Origin of the sequence: Corynebacterium sp. P3-F1, assembly GCF_030503635.1 — a bacterium.
Lineage (GTDB): Bacteria > Actinomycetota > Actinomycetes > Mycobacteriales > Mycobacteriaceae > Corynebacterium.
The window spans coordinates 1025680-1045513 of the sequence record NZ_CP129965.1 but is presented as its reverse complement, the minus strand read 5'-3'; the positions used below and the strand labels follow the sequence as shown (position 1 = coordinate 1045513).

17 protein-coding genes are annotated in these 19834 nt (G+C 62.1%); 12 read left to right on the top strand and 5 right to left on the bottom strand.

The genetic code is table 11. The features are described from left to right. Positions 1–303: 303 nt before the first annotated feature. The 9 genes from clpB to QYQ98_RS04885 all read left to right on the top strand — a co-directional run bounded on the left by clpB (position 304) and on the right by QYQ98_RS04885 (position 11114). A complete protein-coding gene (clpB, locus tag QYQ98_RS04925; RefSeq protein WP_302007639.1) occupies positions 304–2904 on the top strand; it encodes an ATP-dependent chaperone ClpB in 2601 nt (866 codons plus the stop codon). A 232-nt stretch (positions 2905–3136) separates the two neighbouring features. Continuing rightward, a complete protein-coding gene (locus QYQ98_RS04920; RefSeq protein ID WP_210574010.1) occupies positions 3137–3538 on the top strand; it encodes a DUF4265 domain-containing protein in 402 nt (133 codons plus the stop codon). A gap of 14 nt (positions 3539–3552) precedes the next feature. Continuing rightward, positions 3553–4392: a sulfurtransferase gene (locus QYQ98_RS04915; RefSeq protein WP_302007637.1), complete on the top strand. Its 840-nt coding sequence runs from the start codon at positions 3553–3555 to the stop codon at positions 4390–4392. Between the two features lie 311 nt (positions 4393–4703). Then, positions 4704–5978, top strand: coding sequence for a hypothetical protein (locus tag QYQ98_RS04910; protein WP_302007636.1), 1275 nt, complete (start codon positions 4704–4706; stop codon positions 5976–5978). Between the two features lie 2 nt (positions 5979–5980). Next, positions 5981–6553, top strand: coding sequence for an orotate phosphoribosyltransferase (pyrE, locus tag QYQ98_RS04905; protein ID WP_302007635.1), 573 nt, complete (start codon positions 5981–5983; stop codon positions 6551–6553). Next, positions 6498–7214, top strand: a complete 717-nt coding sequence (locus QYQ98_RS04900) for an RNA methyltransferase (RefSeq protein ID WP_302007634.1) — start codon at positions 6498–6500, stop codon at positions 7212–7214. The genes pyrE and QYQ98_RS04900 overlap by 56 nt, the downstream gene beginning before the upstream one ends. Before the next feature lie 152 nt (positions 7215–7366). Further along, entirely contained in the window at positions 7367–8479 is a 1113-nt protein-coding gene (locus QYQ98_RS04895) for a glycoside hydrolase family 76 protein (protein WP_302007679.1), read from the top strand. Positions 8480–8650: 171 nt separating this feature from the next. Beyond that, a complete protein-coding gene (fbaA, locus tag QYQ98_RS04890) occupies positions 8651–9685 on the top strand; it encodes a class II fructose-bisphosphate aldolase (protein ID WP_302007633.1) in 1035 nt (344 codons plus the stop codon). A gap of 94 nt (positions 9686–9779) precedes the next feature. After that, entirely contained in the window at positions 9780–11114 is a 1335-nt protein-coding gene (locus tag QYQ98_RS04885) for an aromatic acid exporter family protein (protein WP_302007632.1), read from the top strand. 454 nt (positions 11115–11568) lie between these two features. Here QYQ98_RS04885 and QYQ98_RS04880 read toward each other — a convergent pair whose 3' ends face one another. Both QYQ98_RS04880 and QYQ98_RS04875 read right to left on the bottom strand, forming a co-directional pair. After that, positions 11569–12417, bottom strand: a complete 849-nt coding sequence (locus QYQ98_RS04880; protein WP_302007631.1) for a PRC and DUF2382 domain-containing protein — start codon at positions 12415–12417, stop codon at positions 11569–11571. A 449-nt stretch (positions 12418–12866) separates the two neighbouring features. After that, complete coding sequence (locus QYQ98_RS04875) at positions 12867–13655, bottom strand: hypothetical protein (protein WP_302007630.1); 789 nt, start codon at positions 13653–13655, stop codon at positions 12867–12869. Between the two features lie 46 nt (positions 13656–13701). Here QYQ98_RS04875 and QYQ98_RS04870 point away from each other — a divergent pair, with 46 nt between their 5' ends. Both QYQ98_RS04870 and QYQ98_RS04865 read left to right on the top strand, forming a co-directional pair. Next, positions 13702–14112: an NUDIX domain-containing protein gene (locus QYQ98_RS04870; RefSeq protein ID WP_302007629.1), complete on the top strand. Its 411-nt coding sequence runs from the start codon at positions 13702–13704 to the stop codon at positions 14110–14112. 405 nt (positions 14113–14517) lie between these two features. Continuing rightward, positions 14518–15804 carry an adenylosuccinate synthase gene (locus QYQ98_RS04865; RefSeq protein WP_302007628.1) on the top strand — a complete coding sequence of 429 codons (1287 nt, stop codon included), beginning with the start codon at positions 14518–14520 and terminating at the stop codon, positions 15802–15804. A gap of 41 nt (positions 15805–15845) precedes the next feature. On the opposite strand, the gene QYQ98_RS04860 is transcribed toward QYQ98_RS04865, so the two are convergent. Genes QYQ98_RS04860 through QYQ98_RS04850 form a run of 3 tightly spaced genes read right to left on the bottom strand, consistent with a single transcriptional unit; the run spans position 15846 to position 18812 of the window. Next, complete coding sequence (locus QYQ98_RS04860; protein ID WP_302007627.1) at positions 15846–17420, bottom strand: hypothetical protein; 1575 nt, start codon at positions 17418–17420, stop codon at positions 15846–15848. Between the two features lie 8 nt (positions 17421–17428). Next, positions 17429–18013 (bottom strand): hypothetical protein, encoded by a 585-nt coding sequence (locus tag QYQ98_RS04855; RefSeq protein WP_302007626.1) that lies wholly within the window; start codon positions 18011–18013, stop codon positions 17429–17431. A gap of 49 nt (positions 18014–18062) precedes the next feature. Further along, the gene (locus QYQ98_RS04850; protein WP_302007625.1) at positions 18063–18812 is read right to left on the bottom strand and encodes a hypothetical protein; all 750 of its coding nucleotides are present in this window, start codon (positions 18810–18812) and stop codon (positions 18063–18065) included. Positions 18813–18834: 22 nt separating this feature from the next. Here QYQ98_RS04850 and QYQ98_RS04845 point away from each other — a divergent pair, with 22 nt between their 5' ends. Continuing rightward, the gene (locus QYQ98_RS04845; protein WP_302007624.1) at positions 18835–19725 is read left to right on the top strand and encodes a DUF3710 domain-containing protein; all 891 of its coding nucleotides are present in this window, start codon (positions 18835–18837) and stop codon (positions 19723–19725) included. Positions 19726–19834 lie beyond the last annotated feature (109 nt).

The following is a 19834-nucleotide window of genomic DNA, read 5'->3' as shown; positions in this document are numbered from 1 at the left end:
GTCCTCAATCGAATTCGGACATATGTGCACAGGTTTGCTTGCGACCGATCCTCCGCGCCGGGCGCTTCTACGGTCGAGGATGCTCTCCGGCTTGCCGTCAGATCCCATTGGTAATCCGTCCTCATAACTTTCTTGCCTTGAGTGGAACAGACTCAACTTCGAAAGCGTTGTGACTATCGACGAACTAAGTTCGGACCCAATAAAGCAACACTAGAGCGACACTGAGGGCTCATCTGGAATAACGCCGAAAGAGTCTTCAGTGAAGTCTTCAAAGAAGCGAGAATTAGGAAAGGAGCGAGACCGATGCGCTCGTTCAACCCCACCACCAAGACCCAGGAGGCCCTTCAACAGGCGTTGCAGCGGGCGTCCGCGAACGGAAACCCGGATATTAGGCCCGCTCACCTGCTTCAGGCGATCCTCGAGCAGGAAGACGGCATCGCCGCCCCGGTACTCAAGGCCACCGGCGTTGACCCGGCAACGGTGCAGAAAGAGGCCGCTGAGATTGTCGACGGCTACCCGAAGGCCCAGGGCCAGAACATGGCCAACCCCAACTTCAACCGGGACGGCCTCAACGCCTTGAACGCGGCGCAGGAACTGGCGGGCGAACTCGGCGACGAGTACGTCTCCACCGAGGTACTTCTCGCCGCCATTGCACGTGGCGGTGAGGAAGCAGCTGAACTGCTGAAGAAGCGCGGCGCCACCTACGACACGATCAAGGCTGCCTTCCCGTCCGTCCGCGGCCACCAGAAGGTGACCACGCAGGACCCGGAGGGGCAGTTCCAGGCACTGGAGAAGTACTCCACCGACCTGACGGCGCGCGCACGCGAGGGCAAGATCGACCCGGTGATCGGCCGCGATAGCGAGATCCGCCGCGTGGTCCAGGTGCTGTCTCGCCGCACGAAGAACAACCCGGTGCTCATCGGTGAGCCCGGCGTGGGTAAGACCGCCATCGTGGAAGGTCTCGCACGCCGGATCGTCGCCGGTGACGTGCCAGAGTCGCTCAAGGGCAAGACGCTGATCAGCTTGGATTTGGGCTCGATGGTTGCGGGCGCGAAATTCCGCGGCGAGTTCGAGGAGCGCCTCAAGGCTGTGCTGGATGAGATCAAGTCCTCGGACGGCGAGATCATCACCTTCATCGACGAGCTGCACACCATCGTCGGGGCCGGTGCTACCGGCGACGGCTCGATGGATGCCGGCAACATGATCAAGCCGATGCTGGCGCGCGGTGAACTGCGCTTGGTTGGTGCGACGACGTTGGATGAGTACCGCAAGTACATCGAGAAGGACGCCGCTTTGGAGCGCCGCTTCCAGCAGGTGTATGTGGGTGAACCGACGGTGGAGGACACCATCGGCATCCTCCGCGGCCTGAAGGAGCGATACGAGGTGCACCACGGCGTGCGCATCCAGGACTCGGCACTCGTCGCGGCTGCGTCACTGTCAGACCGCTACATCACCAACCGCTTCCTGCCGGACAAGGCCATTGATCTGGTTGACGAAGCCGGCTCTCGCCTGCGCATGGAGATCGATTCCTCCCCGCAGGAGATCGACGAGCTGGAGCGCGTGGTGCGTCGCCTCGAGATCGAGGAGATCGCGCTGTCTAAAGAGTCCGACGCCGCCAGCCAGGAGCGTCTGAGCGCACTGCGAAGCGAACTCGCTGACCAGCGCGAGAAACTCGGCGAGATGAAGGCGCGGTGGGAGAACGAGAAGAGCGAGATCGACAAGGTCCAGCACGCGAAGGAAGAGCTCGAGCGCCTGCGCAACGAGTCCGAGATCGCGGAGCGGGACGGCGATTACGCCAAGGTCTCCGAGCTCCGGTACGGCCGGATCCCCGAATTGGAGGAAGAGGTGGCTGCGGCGGAGAGGGAGGCGTCGATAAGCAATAAAACGATGCTGACGGAAGAAGTCACCCCGGACGTCATCGCCGACGTTGTGTCGAGCTGGACGGGCATTCCCGCAGGCAAGATGATGGAAGGCGAGACGGAAAAGCTCCTCAATATGGAGTCCGTGCTCGGTGAGCGCGTCGTCGGCCAGAGCGAAGCTGTCGTCGCGGTGTCCGATGCCGTGCGCCGTTCGCGCGCCGGGATCGCCGACCCGAACCGCCCGATCGGTTCCTTCCTGTTCCTCGGCCCGACCGGCGTGGGTAAGACCGAGCTGGCGAAGTCGCTCGCGGAGTTCCTCTTCGACGACGAATCCGCGATGATCCGCATCGACATGTCCGAGTACGGGGAGAAGCACTCCGTCGCACGCCTCGTCGGTGCGCCTCCGGGATACGTCGGCTTCGACGCTGGCGGGCAGCTCACTGAAGCCGTCCGTCGCCGCCCGTACAGCCTCGTGCTTTTCGACGAAGTCGAGAAAGCCCACCCCGATGTCTTCGACGTACTGCTCCAGGTCCTCGACGAGGGACGGCTTACCGACGGCCAAGGCCGCACCGTCGACTTCCGCAACACCGTCATCATCCTGACCTCGAACCTGGGTGCCGGCGGTACCCACGACGAGATCATGGAAGCGGTGAAGCGGGCGTTCAAACCCGAGTTCATCAACCGTCTCGACGACGTGGTTGTCTTCGACCCGCTGAGCCAGGACCAGCTCGTCGGCATCGTCGACATCCAGCTCCGCGGCCTGGCGTCGCGTCTGGCTGAGCGTCGCCTGACCCTGGATGTCACCGACGACGCCAAGCGCTGGCTCGCCGACCGCGGCTACGACCCCGCCTACGGTGCCCGCCCGCTGCGCCGCCTGATCCAGAAGGAAATTGGCGACAAGTTGGCCAAGGAGGTGCTCGCCGGCGAGATCCGCGACGGCGACACCGTCCTCGTAGACGCCGCGCCCGTCGACACCGGTTCTTCCGCCGACGCCGCCGACGCCGCTGGCCCGGACGAGCTCACGGTGACGAAGGCTTCTGTCTAATCAGGCAGCCTCGGTCGCGGCGCCGGGACCAGCCCCATCTCAGCTAACGGTAACAATCAAACGGGAACTATGCGTTCTAACGTACCGACCCGCATACATAACGGCGCTCCCTGGAGCATTGTTACCGTTTGATTATTACCGAACGTCGAAACGAACGCCGACGAGCGCAGAAACGAGCAGCGGCAGTCGGGGTGAAGCAGGCTGAGGAAGAGCCGGCGTTACAATCTCCGGCATGGAGCCACTGACCACGAAGATCGTCACGCGGACCCCGCTGCCTGGGGTGGAAAATGAGGAGCTGGCGGCGCATGACCTGGGCGGGGGTCACTTCGTTGTCGCGTCCGTCCCCTTCCTGGACACGAGCATCAATGTCGGTGACATCGTGGAGTGCGTGAAGGTCGGCGGCCAGTTCCACGTGAACCGCAAGGTGGTGAGCGGCGGGGCGGAGACGGTGCGGATCCTGATCCAGTCGCCGGAGCCGACGGACATCCCGGAGACGCTGTTGGCGTTCGGGTGCCGGGTGGAGGTGGGGCCGGGGGGCATGCTGGGGGCGTCGATAAGCGCGGATGCCCCGAGTGAAGGAATCCGCGAGTGGCTTGAAGGGCTTCAGGCGCAGGGCATTATCTCTTTGGCGTAGCTACACTTGGCGCCATGAGCGTATTCGTGTCCCCTGAAGACCTGCGTGAACAGATCCGTACCGGCAAGAAGCTCACTGTTTTAGCCTCGCTTTGGGATGCCCGGGAGGGCAACGCGTGGTCCAAGTTCCAATCCGAACACATTCCAACTGCCCAGTACTGCGATCCGTCGCATCACCTCGTGGGCACGCCCGGCTCGCGGGTTGGCCGCAACCCGTTGCCGTCTTCGGAGCGTATGCAGGAGTCGTTCCGCGCGTGGGGCATCGAGGCGAATCGCCCCGTGGTCATCTACGACACGGGCGCCGGCGAGTACGCGGCCCGCACATGGTGGACGCTGCGCTGGGCGGGCGTTCAGGACGTGCACATTCTCGACGGCGGATTCGCCGCTTGGGACCGCATGGGGTTTGACACGATCGCCGGCCCCGGGCCCGTCTCGGTGCACACGGAGCTCGAGGTCGCGCCGGGCCAGTTGCCCACCGCCACCATCGAGGACGTGAAGCAATTCAAGGGCATGCTTATCGACGCCCGCGATACCTCCCGCTACGTCGGCCAACGCGAGCGCCTCGACCTGAAATCCGGTCACATCCCCGGTGCACGCACTGTGCCGGTGGACTCCCTTTTCACCGATGACGGCCTGATCAAGCCTGCCGAGCAGATCCTGGAGATCATGGCCAAGTTCGGCATCACCCACAACACCGATCCCGCCGAAGCCATCGTCTACTCCGGTTCCGGTAACCACTCTTCAAAGCTCCTTGCCGCGTTCGAGTACGCCGGCCTTCCGGTGCTCACCCATTACATCGGCGGCTGGTCCCAGTGGTCGGCTAACCCGAAGAACCCGGTCGAGCGCGACATCTAAGGCGGCGCCCGCTGCTTTCCCATCAGGCGCCTCTGCGCTTCTCGCGCATCACGCCTCTGGATTATGCAGCTCGCGCCTGCTTCTGCTCTGTGCAGCCCGCGCATGACGCTTCCGTCTGTCGCTACTGAGCTATGCGCTGCATAGTTCCTGCGGTTCCCCCAGGCGTCGTCCCTTGGAGGGTCAAGGCGGGGCGTCAGACAAAGGCGGGGCGGCGGGTTACGAAGGGCGGTGGGGCGGGTGGCTTACCAGCCCGTGACTTCTAGCCCCGCCTGCTCAGTTCACCGCTACCTGCCGGTTAAAGTGCAGTACTGATGGGTTATTTACTTCTTGCACTGTCTGCGCTCGCTCTGGCTGGGGCGGGCATTTTGTGGCGTGCAGATACGCAGGAAAAGAACGCGCAGGATGAAGACCGTGCTGACAGGGGGAAGTTGGCGGGCGACGCACCCTTTGCAGCTCCCGAGCCTGCCCAAGCATCTGCTCAGGAAGCAGCGATGCCGGAACCAGAGGCGGCTGAAGCAACGGCCGCCCCTACGCCCCCGGCAGTACCGGAAGCAACCGACGCAGCAGAGGTAGCCGACGCAGCAGATGCAAACGATGCGCGAGAAGAGCGGGAAGCCGAAGCGACGACAGCGGCCCCGAAGGAACCAGCGGAGGCGGCGGACCGACGGGAGCAGCGGCCGAGGGAGAAGACGCATTCTCGGTGGGGTGCGCTGTCCGGCGCGATCAGCGGTGCGCTGCCGGGGGCGAAGCAGCGCGGCCGGAAGGAGCGCCGGGAGTGGGCGGAGGCGAACGGCTTCGAGTACGCGAAGGAAGACGAGTTCCTCCAGGACGAGTGGGGGCGCGGTGCGGCATCGGCGGGAGAGCCGGTGAGGGACGTGCTCACGGGAACGCGGTTCGGGCACGAGACGCGGATTGCGGATATCGGGGAGACAACGGTCGTGGCGATGGGGACGGGGATGGACAGTGGGGTGGTGGTGGACGTGCGTCGAAAAGCGAATGCTCACGGTGCGGACCCCGCTGAGGACCTTGTCGCGGTCGCGGAGCTCGAGGGCTTTCGCGTGTTCGCGTCGGAGGCGGGCCCGGCGGAGCGCATGCTGGATATCCGCGTATCCACCGCACTCGAGATGCTTCCGGAGCAGGTCAGCGCGGTGTGGTTCGAGACGGAGTGGGTGCTCGCGCAGCTCGACGGCGTCCCTGACGTGCAGGGCTGGGAGCCGGTGTTTGCGCCACTCGCCCTGCTTGCGGACGCCGCCCGAACCCTCCCGCCACGCACCTGGCCCCACCTGCACTTCGACCAGCAGACTCGCGAGATGGGCGACCCGGTGGAAGCGCCGGCCAGCGCGGACGGCGACGATGCCGAGTTTCGCCGTCCTGTCGTGGCCCGGCCAGAGGAACCACTCGAGTTGCCCACCCGCATCACCGGCACCGTTCACGGGACGATCGAGTACCGCACGCTCGGCGGAGACGAGGTCGACGCCATCGCCACGGGTGAACCGCCGGAACAGCTTAACGACGGCACCCGCCTCACCCGCCGCCCTCAACCCCCGTCAATCTTCGACGACGGCGTTGCGGACTACCCTGGATGACCATGAGCGAGAACTCGAAAACCACGGCAGGTATGGCAGGTGCAGCAGGTAAAGAGCGCCTCGCGGAGCTCGTCCGCGAATTGGCGGTTGTCCACGGCAAGGTGACGCTGTCGTCGGGCAAGGAAGCCGACTACTACGTCGACCTGCGTCGCGCGACCCTGCACCATGAGGCGAGCCCGCTGATCGGCGCGCTGCTGCGCGAGCTGACTAGCGACTTGGATTTCGACGCCGTCGGTGGTCTGACCCTGGGCGCGGACCCGGTGGCCACCGCTGTCATGCACGCGGACGGCCGGCCGATCGACGCCTTCGTTGTCCGCAAAGAAGCCAAGAAGCACGGCATGCAGCGCCGCATCGAGGGCCCGGACATCACCGGCAAGCGCGTCCTCGTGGTCGAAGACACCACCACGACCGGCAACTCCCCGCTTACCGCTGTGGAAGCGTGCCGGGAAGCAGGTGCCGAGGTCGTTGCCGTCGCCACCGTCGTCGATCGCGCGACCGGCGCTGCCGACGTGCTCAAGGATGCGGGCTTGGATTACCGGTTCCTACTGGGCTTGGACGACCTTGGCCTCGCTTAACGACGAACCGCAGCACGAACCCGAAAAAGGCCCCACCGAATGGCAGGAGGGCCGCCACGGTGTAGGGCCGTGGGAAGGGGAGTGGCCCACAGACGAGCGTTACGACGAAGCGTTTCTCCGAGACGGCGACCGCCGCAACGTCGTCGACCAGTACCGGTACTGGTCGCTCGAGGCGATCAAGGAGGACCTGGACACGCGGCGGCACCCGTTTCATGTGGCGATCGAGAACTTCGAGAACGACATGAACATCGGCACCGTCGTGCGCACTGCGAACGCGTTTCTGGCCGAGGCGGTGCATATCGTCGGCAAGAAAAGGTGGAATCGCCGCGGCGCGATGGTGACGGACCGATACCAGCACATCATCCACCACGACACAGTGGCTGATCTGGCGCAATACGCGGCGGAACACGAGCTGACCATCGTCGCCATCGACAACACGCCGGGTTCGGTGCCGTTGGAAACCGCGGAGCTCCCGGAGCGGTGCTTACTCCTTTTCGGCCAGGAAGGGCCAGGGGTGACGGAGCAGGCGCAGGACGCTGCGGTGATGACCTGCTCGATCGCGCAGTTCGGGTCAACGCGGTCGATCAACGCTGGGGTTGCCGCGGGGATCGCTATGCATGCGTGGATCTGTCAGCATGCCGATCTGGACGCCGCGTGGTGAGCGCGAAAAGACCAGGGCAGAGCCGCGCCGCGGCAGCAGAAGAGCTGGGGAATGCAAAGAGTAACGGTTGGGGTGGGACGCAGATAAGCTAGAAGCGATGTAAAGGAGGGGCTGTGCCGGAAACTTGGGCGCACCGTGCGGACCTCGCTGAAATGGCGATTGCGGAGCGGCATGCGACGCGGCTGTGGGGCTTGCCCCGCACGAACCTTGCGGTGGTGAGCTGGCCGCCGACGGCGAAGGAAAAGGCGTTCTTCCACTGGCATTACTGGTGGCAGGCGCACTACCTCGATTGCTTGGTGGATGCGGAGTCGCGGCGTTCCACGAAGGCGCGGCGCGCGGCGATTGTGCGCACGATTCGCGGGATCCGGCTGCGTAACCTGGGCAAGCTAGTGAAGAACCGGTACTACGACGACAAAGCGTGGTTGGCGCTGGCGCTTGACCGTGTGGCGCATTCGGACAAGGTGGCGCGGCCGAAACAGCTCGATGACCTGGAGTTCAACATCTTGGCGGGGCTCGATTCGGTGACGGGTGTGCTGCCATGGCGGACGGACGAGAATTTCTTCAACGTGCCCGCGAACGGCCCCGCGGCGATCATGCTTGCACGCACGGGTCGGGTGGACAAAGCGCGCGAGGTGGTCGACTGGATCTTCGAGAACCTCATGACGGACGACGGCCTCATTCAAGACGGCCTGCGCTTGCTTGTCGACGGCCCACGTGCCACCCCCACCATCTACACTTACAACCAGGGGACCGTGCTCGGCGCAGCGCTGGAAATCGCGCTTGCTCTCGAGGACAAGCCGGAGGAGCAGGTGTACTACATCTCCCATATCCGTTCCTTGGTGCAGGCGATCTCGATGCATGTGGCTTCCCCGGGAGGTGTGATTGACAACCCGGTGGACGGCGACGGTGACGGCGGATTGTTCAAGGGCATCCTGGTGCGGTACCTGGCGGAAGTGGCGGTGCGCCTGCCGGAAGACAGCCCAGCCAGCGTGAGCGCGAAGCGGGCGGCGGAGCGGCTGGTGATGGCCAGCGCTGAAGCGATGTGGAACCACCGCCTCGAGGTCGATGGCCTGCCGATCTTCCCGGCGCGCTGGACCCGTGACGCGAAGCTGCCGCACAATTATTCGTTGGGGCCGAGCTCGATCAGTGATGCCCTGGGCACTGCCCGGATCTCTGAGCGCGATCTGTCGGTGCAGCTCTCCGGGTGGATGCTGCTTGAAGCCGCCGCGCGGGTGTCGGCGGCCCGCAAAGAGCACGAAGACTAGCGAAGAGTAGCGGAGAGTAGCGCAGAATAGTGCGTGGGGCGGAATCGACCGCCCAAGAAGTTCGTGCAGGAACTTCCGCACGGGGGCATACTGGGGTTTGTACAGCCCGCAGCCTCCCCGGGCACGCGGGCGACACGTGAGTGACCACCGAGTGAAAGGGATACACACTCCATGCCTATTGCAACCCCTGAGGTTTACAACGAAATGCTCGACCGCGCGAAGCAGGGTGGCTTCGCGTACCCGGCCATCAACTGCACCTCTTCGGAGACCATCAACGCGGCGCTGCGCGGCTTCGCTGAGGCAGGCTCGGACGGCATCATCCAGTTCTCCACCGGTGGTGCGGAGTTCGGCTCCGGTCTGTCTGTGAAGAACAAGGTCGCCGGTGCTGAGGCACTGGCCGCTTTCGCGCACAAGGTGGCGGAGAAGTACGACATCAACGTCGCGCTGCACACCGACCACTGCCAGAAGGAAGTGCTGGACGAGTATGTGCGCCCGCTGATGGCGATCTCCCAGGAGCGCGTCGACCGCGGCGAGCTGCCACTGTTCCAGTCGCACATGTGGGACGGCTCCGCCATCCCGATCGACGAGAACCTGGTCATTGCGCAGGAGCTGCTGGAGAAGGCTCGCAACGCCAACATCATTCTCGAGGTCGAGATCGGTGTTGTCGGCGGTGAAGAGGACGGCGTGCAGGCGAAGGCCGGCGCGAACCTGTACACCACGCGCGAGGACTTCGAGAAGACCATCGACGCTATCGGCACCGGCGAGAAAGGCCGCTACTTGCTGGCTGCGACCTTCGGAAACGTCCACGGCGTGTACAAGCCCGGCAACGTGAAGCTGAAGCCGGAGGTGCTGGAGATGGGGCAGGAGGCGGCCGTCGAAAAGCTTGGCCTTGAGCCTGGCTCGAAGCCTTTCGACTTCGTGTTCCACGGCGGTTCCGGCTCCGAGCCTGAGAAGATCGATCAGGCCCTGTCCTACGGTGTGGTGAAGATGAACGTGGACACCGATACCCAGTACGCGTTCACCCGCCCGATTGTGTCCCACATGTTCGAGAACTACAGCGGTGTGCTGAAGGTCGACGGCGAGGTGGGCAACAAGAAGGTCTACGACCCGCGCTCCTACATGAAGAAGGCTGAGCAGTCCATGGCTGACCGTGTGGTCCAGGCGTGCGAGAACCTCAACTCCGTGGGCAAGTCTGTGTCCAAGTAGTTGACGTAAGACGCGTCTACAGTAAAGGTCGGGTCCCGTCGCGGGGCCTGACCTTTTTGCTGTCTAGAGCTGTGTGAAGATGCCTATGGAAAGAATGACTACCCGCGAGCGCATGGTCGCCGTGGAGAATTCAGTGGAAGCACGCCTTCAGCGTTTGCGCCAGCGGCTTCTGCCGGCGATCCAGATGGGGTTGGCGGCGGGTTTGGCTTATTTCATCGCGCATGAGTGGGTTGGTCACCCGCAGCCGTTCTTTGCGCCGATCAGCGTGATCATCATCGTTGGTCTGTCCGGCGGCGAGCGCATTTCGCGTGCGTTGGACATGTCGCTCGGGTGCGTCCTCGGGGTGCTTATCGGGGATCTCCTGTTCGCACCGCTTGGTGCGGGCGGGTGGCAGATCGCGCTCGCGGTCACTGGATCGTTGCTGTTTGCGTCGCTGTTCTCTAAATCCCCGTTGGTGGCCAACCAGGTTGCGATCGGCTCGATCCTCATTGCCACGATCATGCCGCCCGGCGCTGCGGTCACCGGTGTGGACCGCACCATTGACGCCATTATCGGCTCCGCGGTCGGCCTCGCTGTTGTGGCGCTTCTGCCTTCAGCGCCGCTCACAACCGCGCGCCAAGAGATAGCCAGGGTACTCAAAATTTTGAGCTCCGTGCTTGACGACGTCTCCCACGGCATCGCCCACCAAGAACCCACAGAGATGGCCGTGGCGCTGGAAGCGATCCGCGGTACGCAGTCGGATATTGATGCGATTAGGTCCGCCACGAAATCCGGCCGTGAGTCGACGCAACTGTCCCCGTTCTTGTGGGGGTCGCGCCGTTACGTGACGTCGTTGTCGCGTATGGTGCCCCCAACGGACAACGCGATCCGCACCACCCGTGTGCTTGCGCGCCGAGCCCTAGTGCTCGTAGAGGACCAGGACAGCGTGTCCCCGAAACAACTGTGGATCCTGGATCAGCTGTCTTCCATTGCGCTGGACATGTCCGCCATCTTCGAAGTCAACGCGAAGATCAGCCAGGCGCAGGGCATGCCTGCTCTGACCAACCGGCTCCGATCTCTGGCGGCCGAGACGGGAATGGATGTCTTGGATATGCATGCCCAGCCTCCTTTCGGCCCGTACTCGCCGTTCGAGGGCCCCGCCAAGGACGCCCACAACGCAGCGGCGGCGAAGGCGCTGTCGGAAGGGGACCGCGCTGCGGGTGCAAGCCAGGAAGCCCCGCAGGCAGAGACGCGTCCGGCGCTGTCCGCCGCCTCGATTCTGGCGCAGTCCCGCTCCCTCATCGTCGACCTGCTGCAGATTTGCGGCTGGTCCCGTGAATCCGCCGTGGCTGTTCTCACGCCCACATCTGATACCCCGGCTTATCCGCCGGAGGTGCGCAAGAGCTCCTATAGCGACAACGACCCAGACAAACACCGCGACAAAGAGTGAACTGCCCTGCTCGCAGGCAAGGCTGCGCTGTGTGCGACGACTAGTGCTGGAATGCGCTGTTCGTGGCGCCCGCGACCGGGGCTTGGGGGCCGGACTCCGGAACCCTAGAGAGAAACCTGAATTCGCTCGGCTAGGTCGCGCTTTCCGGCCTATTAAATTTCCTGGTTGGAGCGGTATGTTCCCTCTCGACCACTCGCTATTTACCCTGCGCAGCGCCGGAGTTCAGGCTTCTCGCTAGAGCCTGAATTGAAGGTGCTCTTTCACAGACCGAGAAAGCCGGAAACCTAGGTCGTGAACGCGGGGAGGCTAGAGCGAAGGTTGGAGTGAAGCTTGGGGTGAAGGATGGCGCGACGGGCAACAGAAACCCCGGCACCCAGTTCCTTTGTGGAACCGTGCCGGGGCTGTTTCGCTATGTGCTTTTTAAGCTACTAGCCGGAGCGGCTAGTGGGGGAGACTAGCGGTTGTCGTTGTCGCGGATCTCGCCGGCGGTCTCGTCGACGACGTTGCCGTCGGTCTCGATGCGCTCCTTGGCGATGTCCTCGGTGACCTGCTGGGTCTCGCGGACGGTGTCCTTGTCCAGGGAGACCTTCTCCACCGGGACGGACTCCTTGGAGACATTCACGCGGTCCTCGTGCAGGGTGACGGATGCTTCCTGCTCGCCGATGTTGCCGTCGTAGTTAGCGCGGTCAGCCTCGGTGATCGGCTCGCGGGTGACGCGGACCTCTTCGCGCTCAACCGGGACCTCGACGGTCTCGGTCTCGTGGACGACGTACTTGCGCAGACGGACCTGGCCGGACTCGACGCGCTCCTTGTCTACGTTGAGCTGCTCCTCGGAACGGATGATCTCGCCGTTCTCGTCGCGGCGGTCAGCGAACTCAGCGCGGTCGCGGTCAGCAGCCTCGGTGGTCTCGGTGCGCTCGCCGGCAGCGTAGCCAGCGCCAGCGCCTGCACCAGCAGCAGCGCCGGTCTGGTACTGGGTGCGGTCCTCGACACCCTCGAGACCGTAGTGACGGTAGAAAGCCTCCTGGTCAGCGTTGGTCAGGTGGCCGTTCTCGTCCAGATCCGGAGCGTCCTCGATGCGGTCCTTAGCAAAAGCCAGGTGCAGGTCGCCGTTCTCCAGGGTGTGGCCGCGCAGCGGGACGATGGAGTCGCCGCCACCGAACAGGCCGTGGGAGACGGAAATGAAGTCCGGCTGGCCGGTGGTGTCGTTAACGTAGACGTCCTGGACGCCACCGACCTTGTCGCCGTTAACGTCGTAAGCGGTTGCGTTTGCAAGGTCTTCAATGCGGTTGTAGTCAGCCATTTTGTACTGATTCTCCTTAAATGTTCTGTCGGAATCGAACAACACCTAACGTAACGGCGGATTGGGGAGCCTGCATTGGTGGGCCAGCTCTCGTCGCGTATCAACCGAAAGTTTGAGGGAAGCGCCGACAAGTTTGGTTATAGTGTTGCGGACTGCGCCATATCCTGCGGAAATGTGGTCCAGCTGCAGCGACCGTGGCGCGGGGATGGGACTTTTAGTCTCGGGGCGATAACGAAACGGCCACGGCGTGCATGAAAAGAGTCGAATGTGAGATAAATCACTTATCTACATTTCGTGGAACTCACCCACTCCCGCCGTCGCTTTCGGGCCGCTCGAACGTTGCCGGAATGGCTCTCCAGCGCCGGGGCGTGAGGTGTCCTGGCGCAGGGGCTCCGCCACACGTTGCCGCATGGACAATCTCCGTCCCGAGTGGCGGTCCCGTGTGACGGTCAGGTCCCTCGGACAGCCTGAATGTCGCGCAGATGCCGGTAGAACGTCACTTGTTCGACGGGACGTTTCGCGGGGACACCGTCGACAGTGGTCAAGATCGACTCGCCCCCGGATTGGAGGGCGCGGCCGGAGGGGGTGAGGGAGGCGTCGATAAGCGGGCGGGTGCGAAAGCGTGCCTTGCGGAGCGCTGCTGCGGCGAGTCCTGGTGCGTGTGTAGTGGGGACGAGGCGGGCGCCGAGCTGGCGTCCGCGGCCGTTGCTGCGCATGAGGACATCGTTGTCGACGACGATCTCTCCTATATATGGGCCGCCGTCTGCGTTGGTGAGTGTGGCGGACCCGGCGACGGCGAGCCCCGCGTCGTTGCGGATGCAGGGGATCGGGCGCACGGGGCCGTCGACGGCGAGGTCGAGCGCGGCCGGGGCCGGGATACCCCAGAGCACGGCCGCGGGGGAGATGGGGTCTGTGGGGAGGTAAGCGACTTCGGCCCAGAGGTAGTCGCCGCGCATCATGCGGGTGAGGATGGCGCTCAGCGCTGCGTCGGTGCCTGAGACGATGACGCGCAGGCGCTCCTCGAGCTGCTGCGGTGCGACGGCGGGCTCGCCAAGGTGCGAAACGGAGGGTGAGGCGGCGATCTCCTGCAGCGACGGCGTCGGGTCGACGGGGAGGACGTCGCGTGCAATCGCGTCTAAGAATTTCAGGTCGCGCCGCGTGGGGATCACCGGGAGCCGGTGTTCCTCCGCGCCTTCGATGGTGATGTCCGTGGCGCACGCGCAATGAACAATCCGCATGGCGCTCACGCTACAAGGGCGGCCCGCGCTTTGTATATTGAGGCCCATGTCTGAAAAGCCCGCCGAACCGATCCGCGTGTGCGCTGTGGTCTTCCGCGACGACCACGGCCGCGTCTTGGCCGTGCGCAAGAAAGGCACCAGCCGTTTCATGCTGCCCGGCGGCAAACCGGAGCCAGGGGAGACCGCGCGCGAAACCGCCGTGCGCGAGGTGCGCGAAGAGATAGGAATGCTTATCCACGCCTCATCCCTCACCCCCTTAGGTACTTTCCTCGCCCCCGCCGCGAACGAGGCTGGCCGTGACGTGGAGGGCACGATCTTCACGTGCTCCGAGGCCGTCGAACCGAAGCCGGCCGCGGAAATCGTGGAAGTTCTCTGGGTTGATCCGCACGATCCTGGATCGGCGGGTGCTGATCTAGCTCCGCTCCTCGAGCAGAAGGTCTTCCCTGCGCTGGTGTAACAGGGCCGCGCGTGCGCGTTTCTTGGGGGCACGTACGTGGGAGGTACGTGCGTGCATATTGCTGATGTGGATTTAGGTCAGGAATGACCTTGCCAGCAACCTTGTGTGTTTTTACCAGGAGTTTTTCCCGTGAAGATTGAGGTCACCCATTGTGTGTGATCGGCCGCATTTGTCTCCTGAAACGACCTGATCATCTACCAACGTTTTCAAGGTCAGGGGTTATAACGAGGCAGACGCGGCCGGCGGTGGGCAAAACCAGAAGCGCATCCGCGGCCCTTTGGGTGGTGGCGGTACAATAACGCTGGACTTTTGCGGGGAAGGCGTGCCAGATGGGCTCGGTGACAGAACCCGCGGAGAACACGCACAATGCAGCTTGAAACGAAGCGTGATTAAGGGAGCGTTTTTATGGCGGCTATCATCATTGTCGGCGCCCAGTGGGGTGACGAGGGCAAGGGCAAGGCCACGGACATTCTCGGCGGCAAGGTCGACTACGTGGTCAAACCGAACGGCGGCAATAACGCCGGCCACACCGTCGTGGTGGGCGGGGAGAAATACGAGCTGAAACTCCTCCCTGCCGGCGTGCTGTCGGAGAACGCCACACCGGTGCTGGGCAATGGCGTGGTGATCAACTTGGAGGCGCTCTTCGAGGAGATCGACGGGCTGGAGGCCCGCGGCGCCAACGCCTCCCGCCTGCGCATTTCCTCCAATGCCCACCTGGTCACCCCGTACCACCAGACGCTCGACCGGGTGCAGGAGCGCTTCCTGGGCAAACGCGCTATCGGCACCACCGGACGCGGCATCGGCCCGACCTACGCGGACAAGGTCGCCCGCGTAGGCATCCGCGTCCAAGATCTTTTCGATGAATCCATCCTCCGCCAGAAGATCGAATCCGCTCTGGACGTCAAAAACCAGATGCTGGTGAAGATGTACAACCGCAAGGCGATCGAAGTGGACGAGATCATGGACTACTTCATGGGCTACGCCGACCGAGTTAAACCGATGGTCATCGACGCGGAGCAGGTGCTCAACGCCGCGCTGGACAACGGCCAGCACGTCCTCATGGAGGGTGGCCAGGCAACCATGCTGGACGTGGACCACGGCACCTACCCCTTTGTCACGTCCTCCAACCCCACCGCCGGCGGCGCCTGCGTCGGCGCCGGCATCGGCCCGACGAAGATCACGGCGTGCCTGGGCATTGTCAAGGCCTACACCACCCGCGTCGGCGCCGGTCCGTTCCCCACGGAGCTCTTTGACAAGTGGGGCGACTACCTCCAGGAAACCGGCGGTGAGGTCGGCGTGAACACCGGCCGCAAACGACGCTGCGGCTGGTTCGATTCCGTCGTCGCCCGCTACGCCGCCCGCGTCAACGGCTTCACCGACTACTTCCTGACCAAGCTTGACGTGCTTACCGGCATCGGCGAGATCCCCATCTGTGTCGCCTACGACGTCGACGGCGAGCGTTTCGACGAAATGCCGCTCACCCAGTCCCAGTTCCACCACGCCGAACCTATCTTTGAGACCATGCCTGCCTGGGACGAGGACATCACCGGTTGCACCACCTTCGAAGAGTTGCCCCAGCGCGCCCAAGACTACGTCTTGCGCCTCGAAGAGCTCTCCGGCGCCCCCATCTCCTACATCGGTGTCGGCCCCGGCCGCGACCAGACGGTCATTCGGAAAAACTTGTTGTCCTAATTGCCGTGATTGGATGGGAAGGGCTAGGGCGCTTGTGCCCTTCAGGAGATGCTGTCATGCCGTCTTTCCCTGATTTCTTCGCGGGTGCTTTGGTTGCCTTGGTCCCAGTTACCTGCAAGGGATGTGAAAGCCGCGGAGTTAACGTTCGTCCACGCTTCACCTAGTCGAGTCATTGTTGCTTCGCTGGGGGAGGTTCCCGTCTGGTCGATCGCCGCCACGACTTCGGCAGCCGCTTCGCTGAGCTCCGTAAGGGAGCCGCTGAAATCCGGATCGAATTTTAAGCTCGGGATCAGCTCGTCTGTCTGTTCAATCAACTGCGACGATATGGAGGACAACTCATCGAGCTCAGTCACGTCGGGCAAAACGCTGAAGGTCTGCGAGACTTTCTCGTACGCGTCGGCCACAGCGTTGTAGCGATCGACGGTCTCGGGTTGAGCCTTCGCATCGGAACCAAAGTCCCGGACGGCTTCGGCAGTGGCGGCCGTCGGATTGGGGGCCTTGGCGCTGAACCGGAGGTGGGTTCGCGCCTCCTCGATCTGAATTTCGCGTAGCTCGTCGCTGAGTTTCTCCATGAGGTTCTCGAACTTGTCGGCATCCCCAGGGCCGACCTGGTTAAATTGGTCCGAATAACGATCCGCGACTTCTTGAAGCGATTCGTATACGGCTGGGGAGGAACCGAGGAGATCCGCCGCATCTTGCGTGACACGGTATTCTCGTGTTCTGGGCTGATAAGGATTTTTCCAGTTCTTTAGTGCGACGGCGCTCTCTTTGGATTTCAAGGCAGTCATGTGTAGAGACTCCGAAACGAAGCTGCTCGCTGATTCGATGTCGCTCGACGCGACATCTTCGAGGATTCCCAACCGCTCCACGGACGACACCGCTGTCAGGTGCGCCTCAAACTCAATGCGCCTCAAATCAACGATCCCGTGTACCACGATGTTTTGGTCGCCCTCGTCCTGAAATTCGCTGCCCATCAGCTGAGCACAATCAGTCGAGCCCTGAATAGCTTCTGCGGTGCCCGTTGAGAAAACGGGGGCCCGGTCCTGGAGGGTCGCAAATTCCTCAATGACCCCCCCGACAATGTCGTTAACGGAGGTGAGGGCCTCGCTGGCTGCGTCATTGAGGGTCCGAGGTGCTTCATCTTTCCAGCGAGGATCCTCAATCAAGTCTTGGACTGTTGATTCCGAACGGACCAACCCGGTAATTACCGGTCCGAGAGCTCCAGCGTAGTCCGCAGTTGTTGCATTGACCGCTGTTATTTTCGGGGCCCGCGAGTTCACATCGGCAAGCTTTTTGCGCGCTGTGATCAAGTCTTTTTGGGTTAAATTCAAAGCATCACTGTACTTCTCCGCAATGGCGCCTGAGTCTTCCCCGATCGATGCCTCAGCAGCGTCGATGATGTGAGACGGAGCAGCAATCACCCTGTTGAGCTCCCCGCACACCCCGCGGTAAAAGTCGACTGCTGGGTAGGAAATGTTCTTGTCGGCCATTTCGGCGACGTCTTCGGTGACAAGAATATGGCCCGACCGTGCTGAATTGAATGCAGTGAAACCTAACAATCCTAAAATCGTGCCTGCGGCTGCTAAGCCACTGATCAAGCGCCAATCGTGGTTCAATGCGACTCCTAAGCTACGTCGGTTGCAACTCCGAGCGCTGATGCCAGGTAAAGAGCAAAGCTGGTTACGCCCAAAAGGAGAATCAGGGAAACGATGCTGGCACCCACCCAAGGTCGGTAACCCTTCTCCTGCGACTTATGGGTGAAAATCGTGTGCAGGGCAGCCGTTAGACCTCCAAAAGCCACTACGTAGGTCGCTGCCATTTTACCGGTAGGTTGAACTGACCAGCCGCCTTGTGCCACAGGTGTCAAGGCAAGTGTGGCGAACAACGTTACCGCTAGAACTGCTGTTCCGAAACTGATTGCGTACTGGCTCCAGCCGCTGCGCTCATTCGGAAGATTGGACAGCTTGTTAACGCGGTCAGCTTGATGCACCGTTGGCCGTGACCGCTCGAACCAGTGGTTGTCTTGATTCTCTTCCGCTGGAGCACCCGTCAGCAGCGAATACCACGGCCGCTTTTTACGAGTGTTTGTGATCTGCTCTTCGAGCTCCTCAACGGTCCGCTGGTGGTCGTACCAATCAACGTCTTCCGCGCGGGCCGACATCAACGATTCTGAAAGGTCACCGCCGTTGTGGAGGTAGTTTTCTTTCATTATGTGCCCCTGTCGTTCAATCCGCTGCGACCGAGATTCGTGAAAGAATCTACAGGCCGCTCCGTCCTGTCGGCGTGTGTTCGGTGTCTCCCTCAGTGGTGTTGTCTTGAGTAGAGTTGTGCTCGGGTTTTTCTGAGTTGCCCAGCAGCTCGTCATAAATGGCGTTGAACTCTGCACTGGCAGTTTCGCTGACGGCGGTTGGTCCGAGTGACACAATGGTCGCGGCGATAACCCATGCGTCGCCCTCTTCTGCCTTGGCGCGGATATCTTTCATAGCGTTGTCGTTGAAGGCCTTAGCGACTTTTTCGTACTCGCGCTGACGACTCTCGCGTTCGTAATCGTTGGATGCATTGTCGATTTCGTCGCGAAGAGTGCGAAGTTTCTGGATCTGGGACAGGCTCATAGAGGCATCGCGGCTGGTGCTACCCGTAGAATCAAAGCCAGGGAACAGCGACAGCAACATGTCGGTGAAGGCTCCTTTTTGACGAAAAGGATCACCCTGGAGGCCGAGGGGACCGGCGGGTTCTTCGTTTTTGTCAGCATTCGCCCTCCTCCACTCCTGGAGGATCGCGGGCACGGTTTTCTCTGCGCGCTTGAGCTGGGCTGCCGCGACATTCTCCTCGACCAGCGAACGGACTGCCTCAACCCCCCCAAAATCATGAAACTTGTTGTCAATGCAAGCGATATTAGCTCCGCCCGAAAAGCGTTTCGAGACGGCAAGAACATCATCGTGATTGTCGCCAAGTACCCGCTTCAAATAATCGTTTGCGTTTGTGCTGGCAGTATCGTTCTCGTCCATATTTAATCTGCGTCCATCTATTGTGACGTTGAACCTCCGTGAAACATACAATACGTCATCGCGGGAAGCATTAGAGAGAAGTCTTTCGTCGATTATGAAAGTCCTGGCACTTTCGAAGGTTTCTCACCCACTTCGGCTCAAGGAAGAGGTCATGGAAGAGTCTTTACCGATCCCGGAAGAAATCCGCTCCAGGGCGAAACAAATAGCAGCTACGCTAGCTTCTACGCGAGATTATGGCCCATTAGACAGTTCAAACGTGGGGCCCGAATTTTTCGAAGAGCTCAAGTACCGGCCAGAGCGGCCGAGAGACCGCCGGCACGCAATGGATTCACTGCATGTCTGGACTACGTCTCTGGTGTTCTACGCCCCTCAAGGCATCACCGTCTTCGAAGAAGTCGAAACCGCTTCACAAGTCGAGTCAGAAAATACAGCTGCTGACTCGTTACCAGGGGCAGAAGAAGCGATGCCGCCCAACGAACGGCAACCGGACGTGTTGCATGTGATGGTGCCTGGGCGAATCGCCGGGCAAGACATGTGGATCTCACTGAGTGTCTTTGCAGCTCCGCGCACTGAGAACCTTTGGAACAGCTCGGGTTGGGAGCACTCCTTCAGCCAGCTTACAGCTGAAAATGCCGAAATTAGCCTGCGGGAGACGCCATGGGGTATCGGCGTGAGCGCCCGGTATCCGAACCAGCAAATTGAAGTCATCGGAGTAGATGGTCCCAGGTGGACTTTGCGGGCGACAGTGAGTACGTACGGAGAGACGATGAACGATTTTAGCTTGAGGCTAGCCCAAGACATCGTTGAATCTGCTGTCGTGCACCGCGGATTCGCTCCAGTCGGGCCGGGTGAGTGTCTGCCTGTCGGGTTGATCGACCGGCGGAACAAACCGCCGCGTCCTTGTGGAGATTGAAATCGGTCCATTACAAGGTTGCGCCCAATTAGCGTAAATCTTAACGCAACATTAATAGGTGTAGCGGGAGTGTGAACCCCCGTTTACGTTGATGAATTAAGTGAGTATT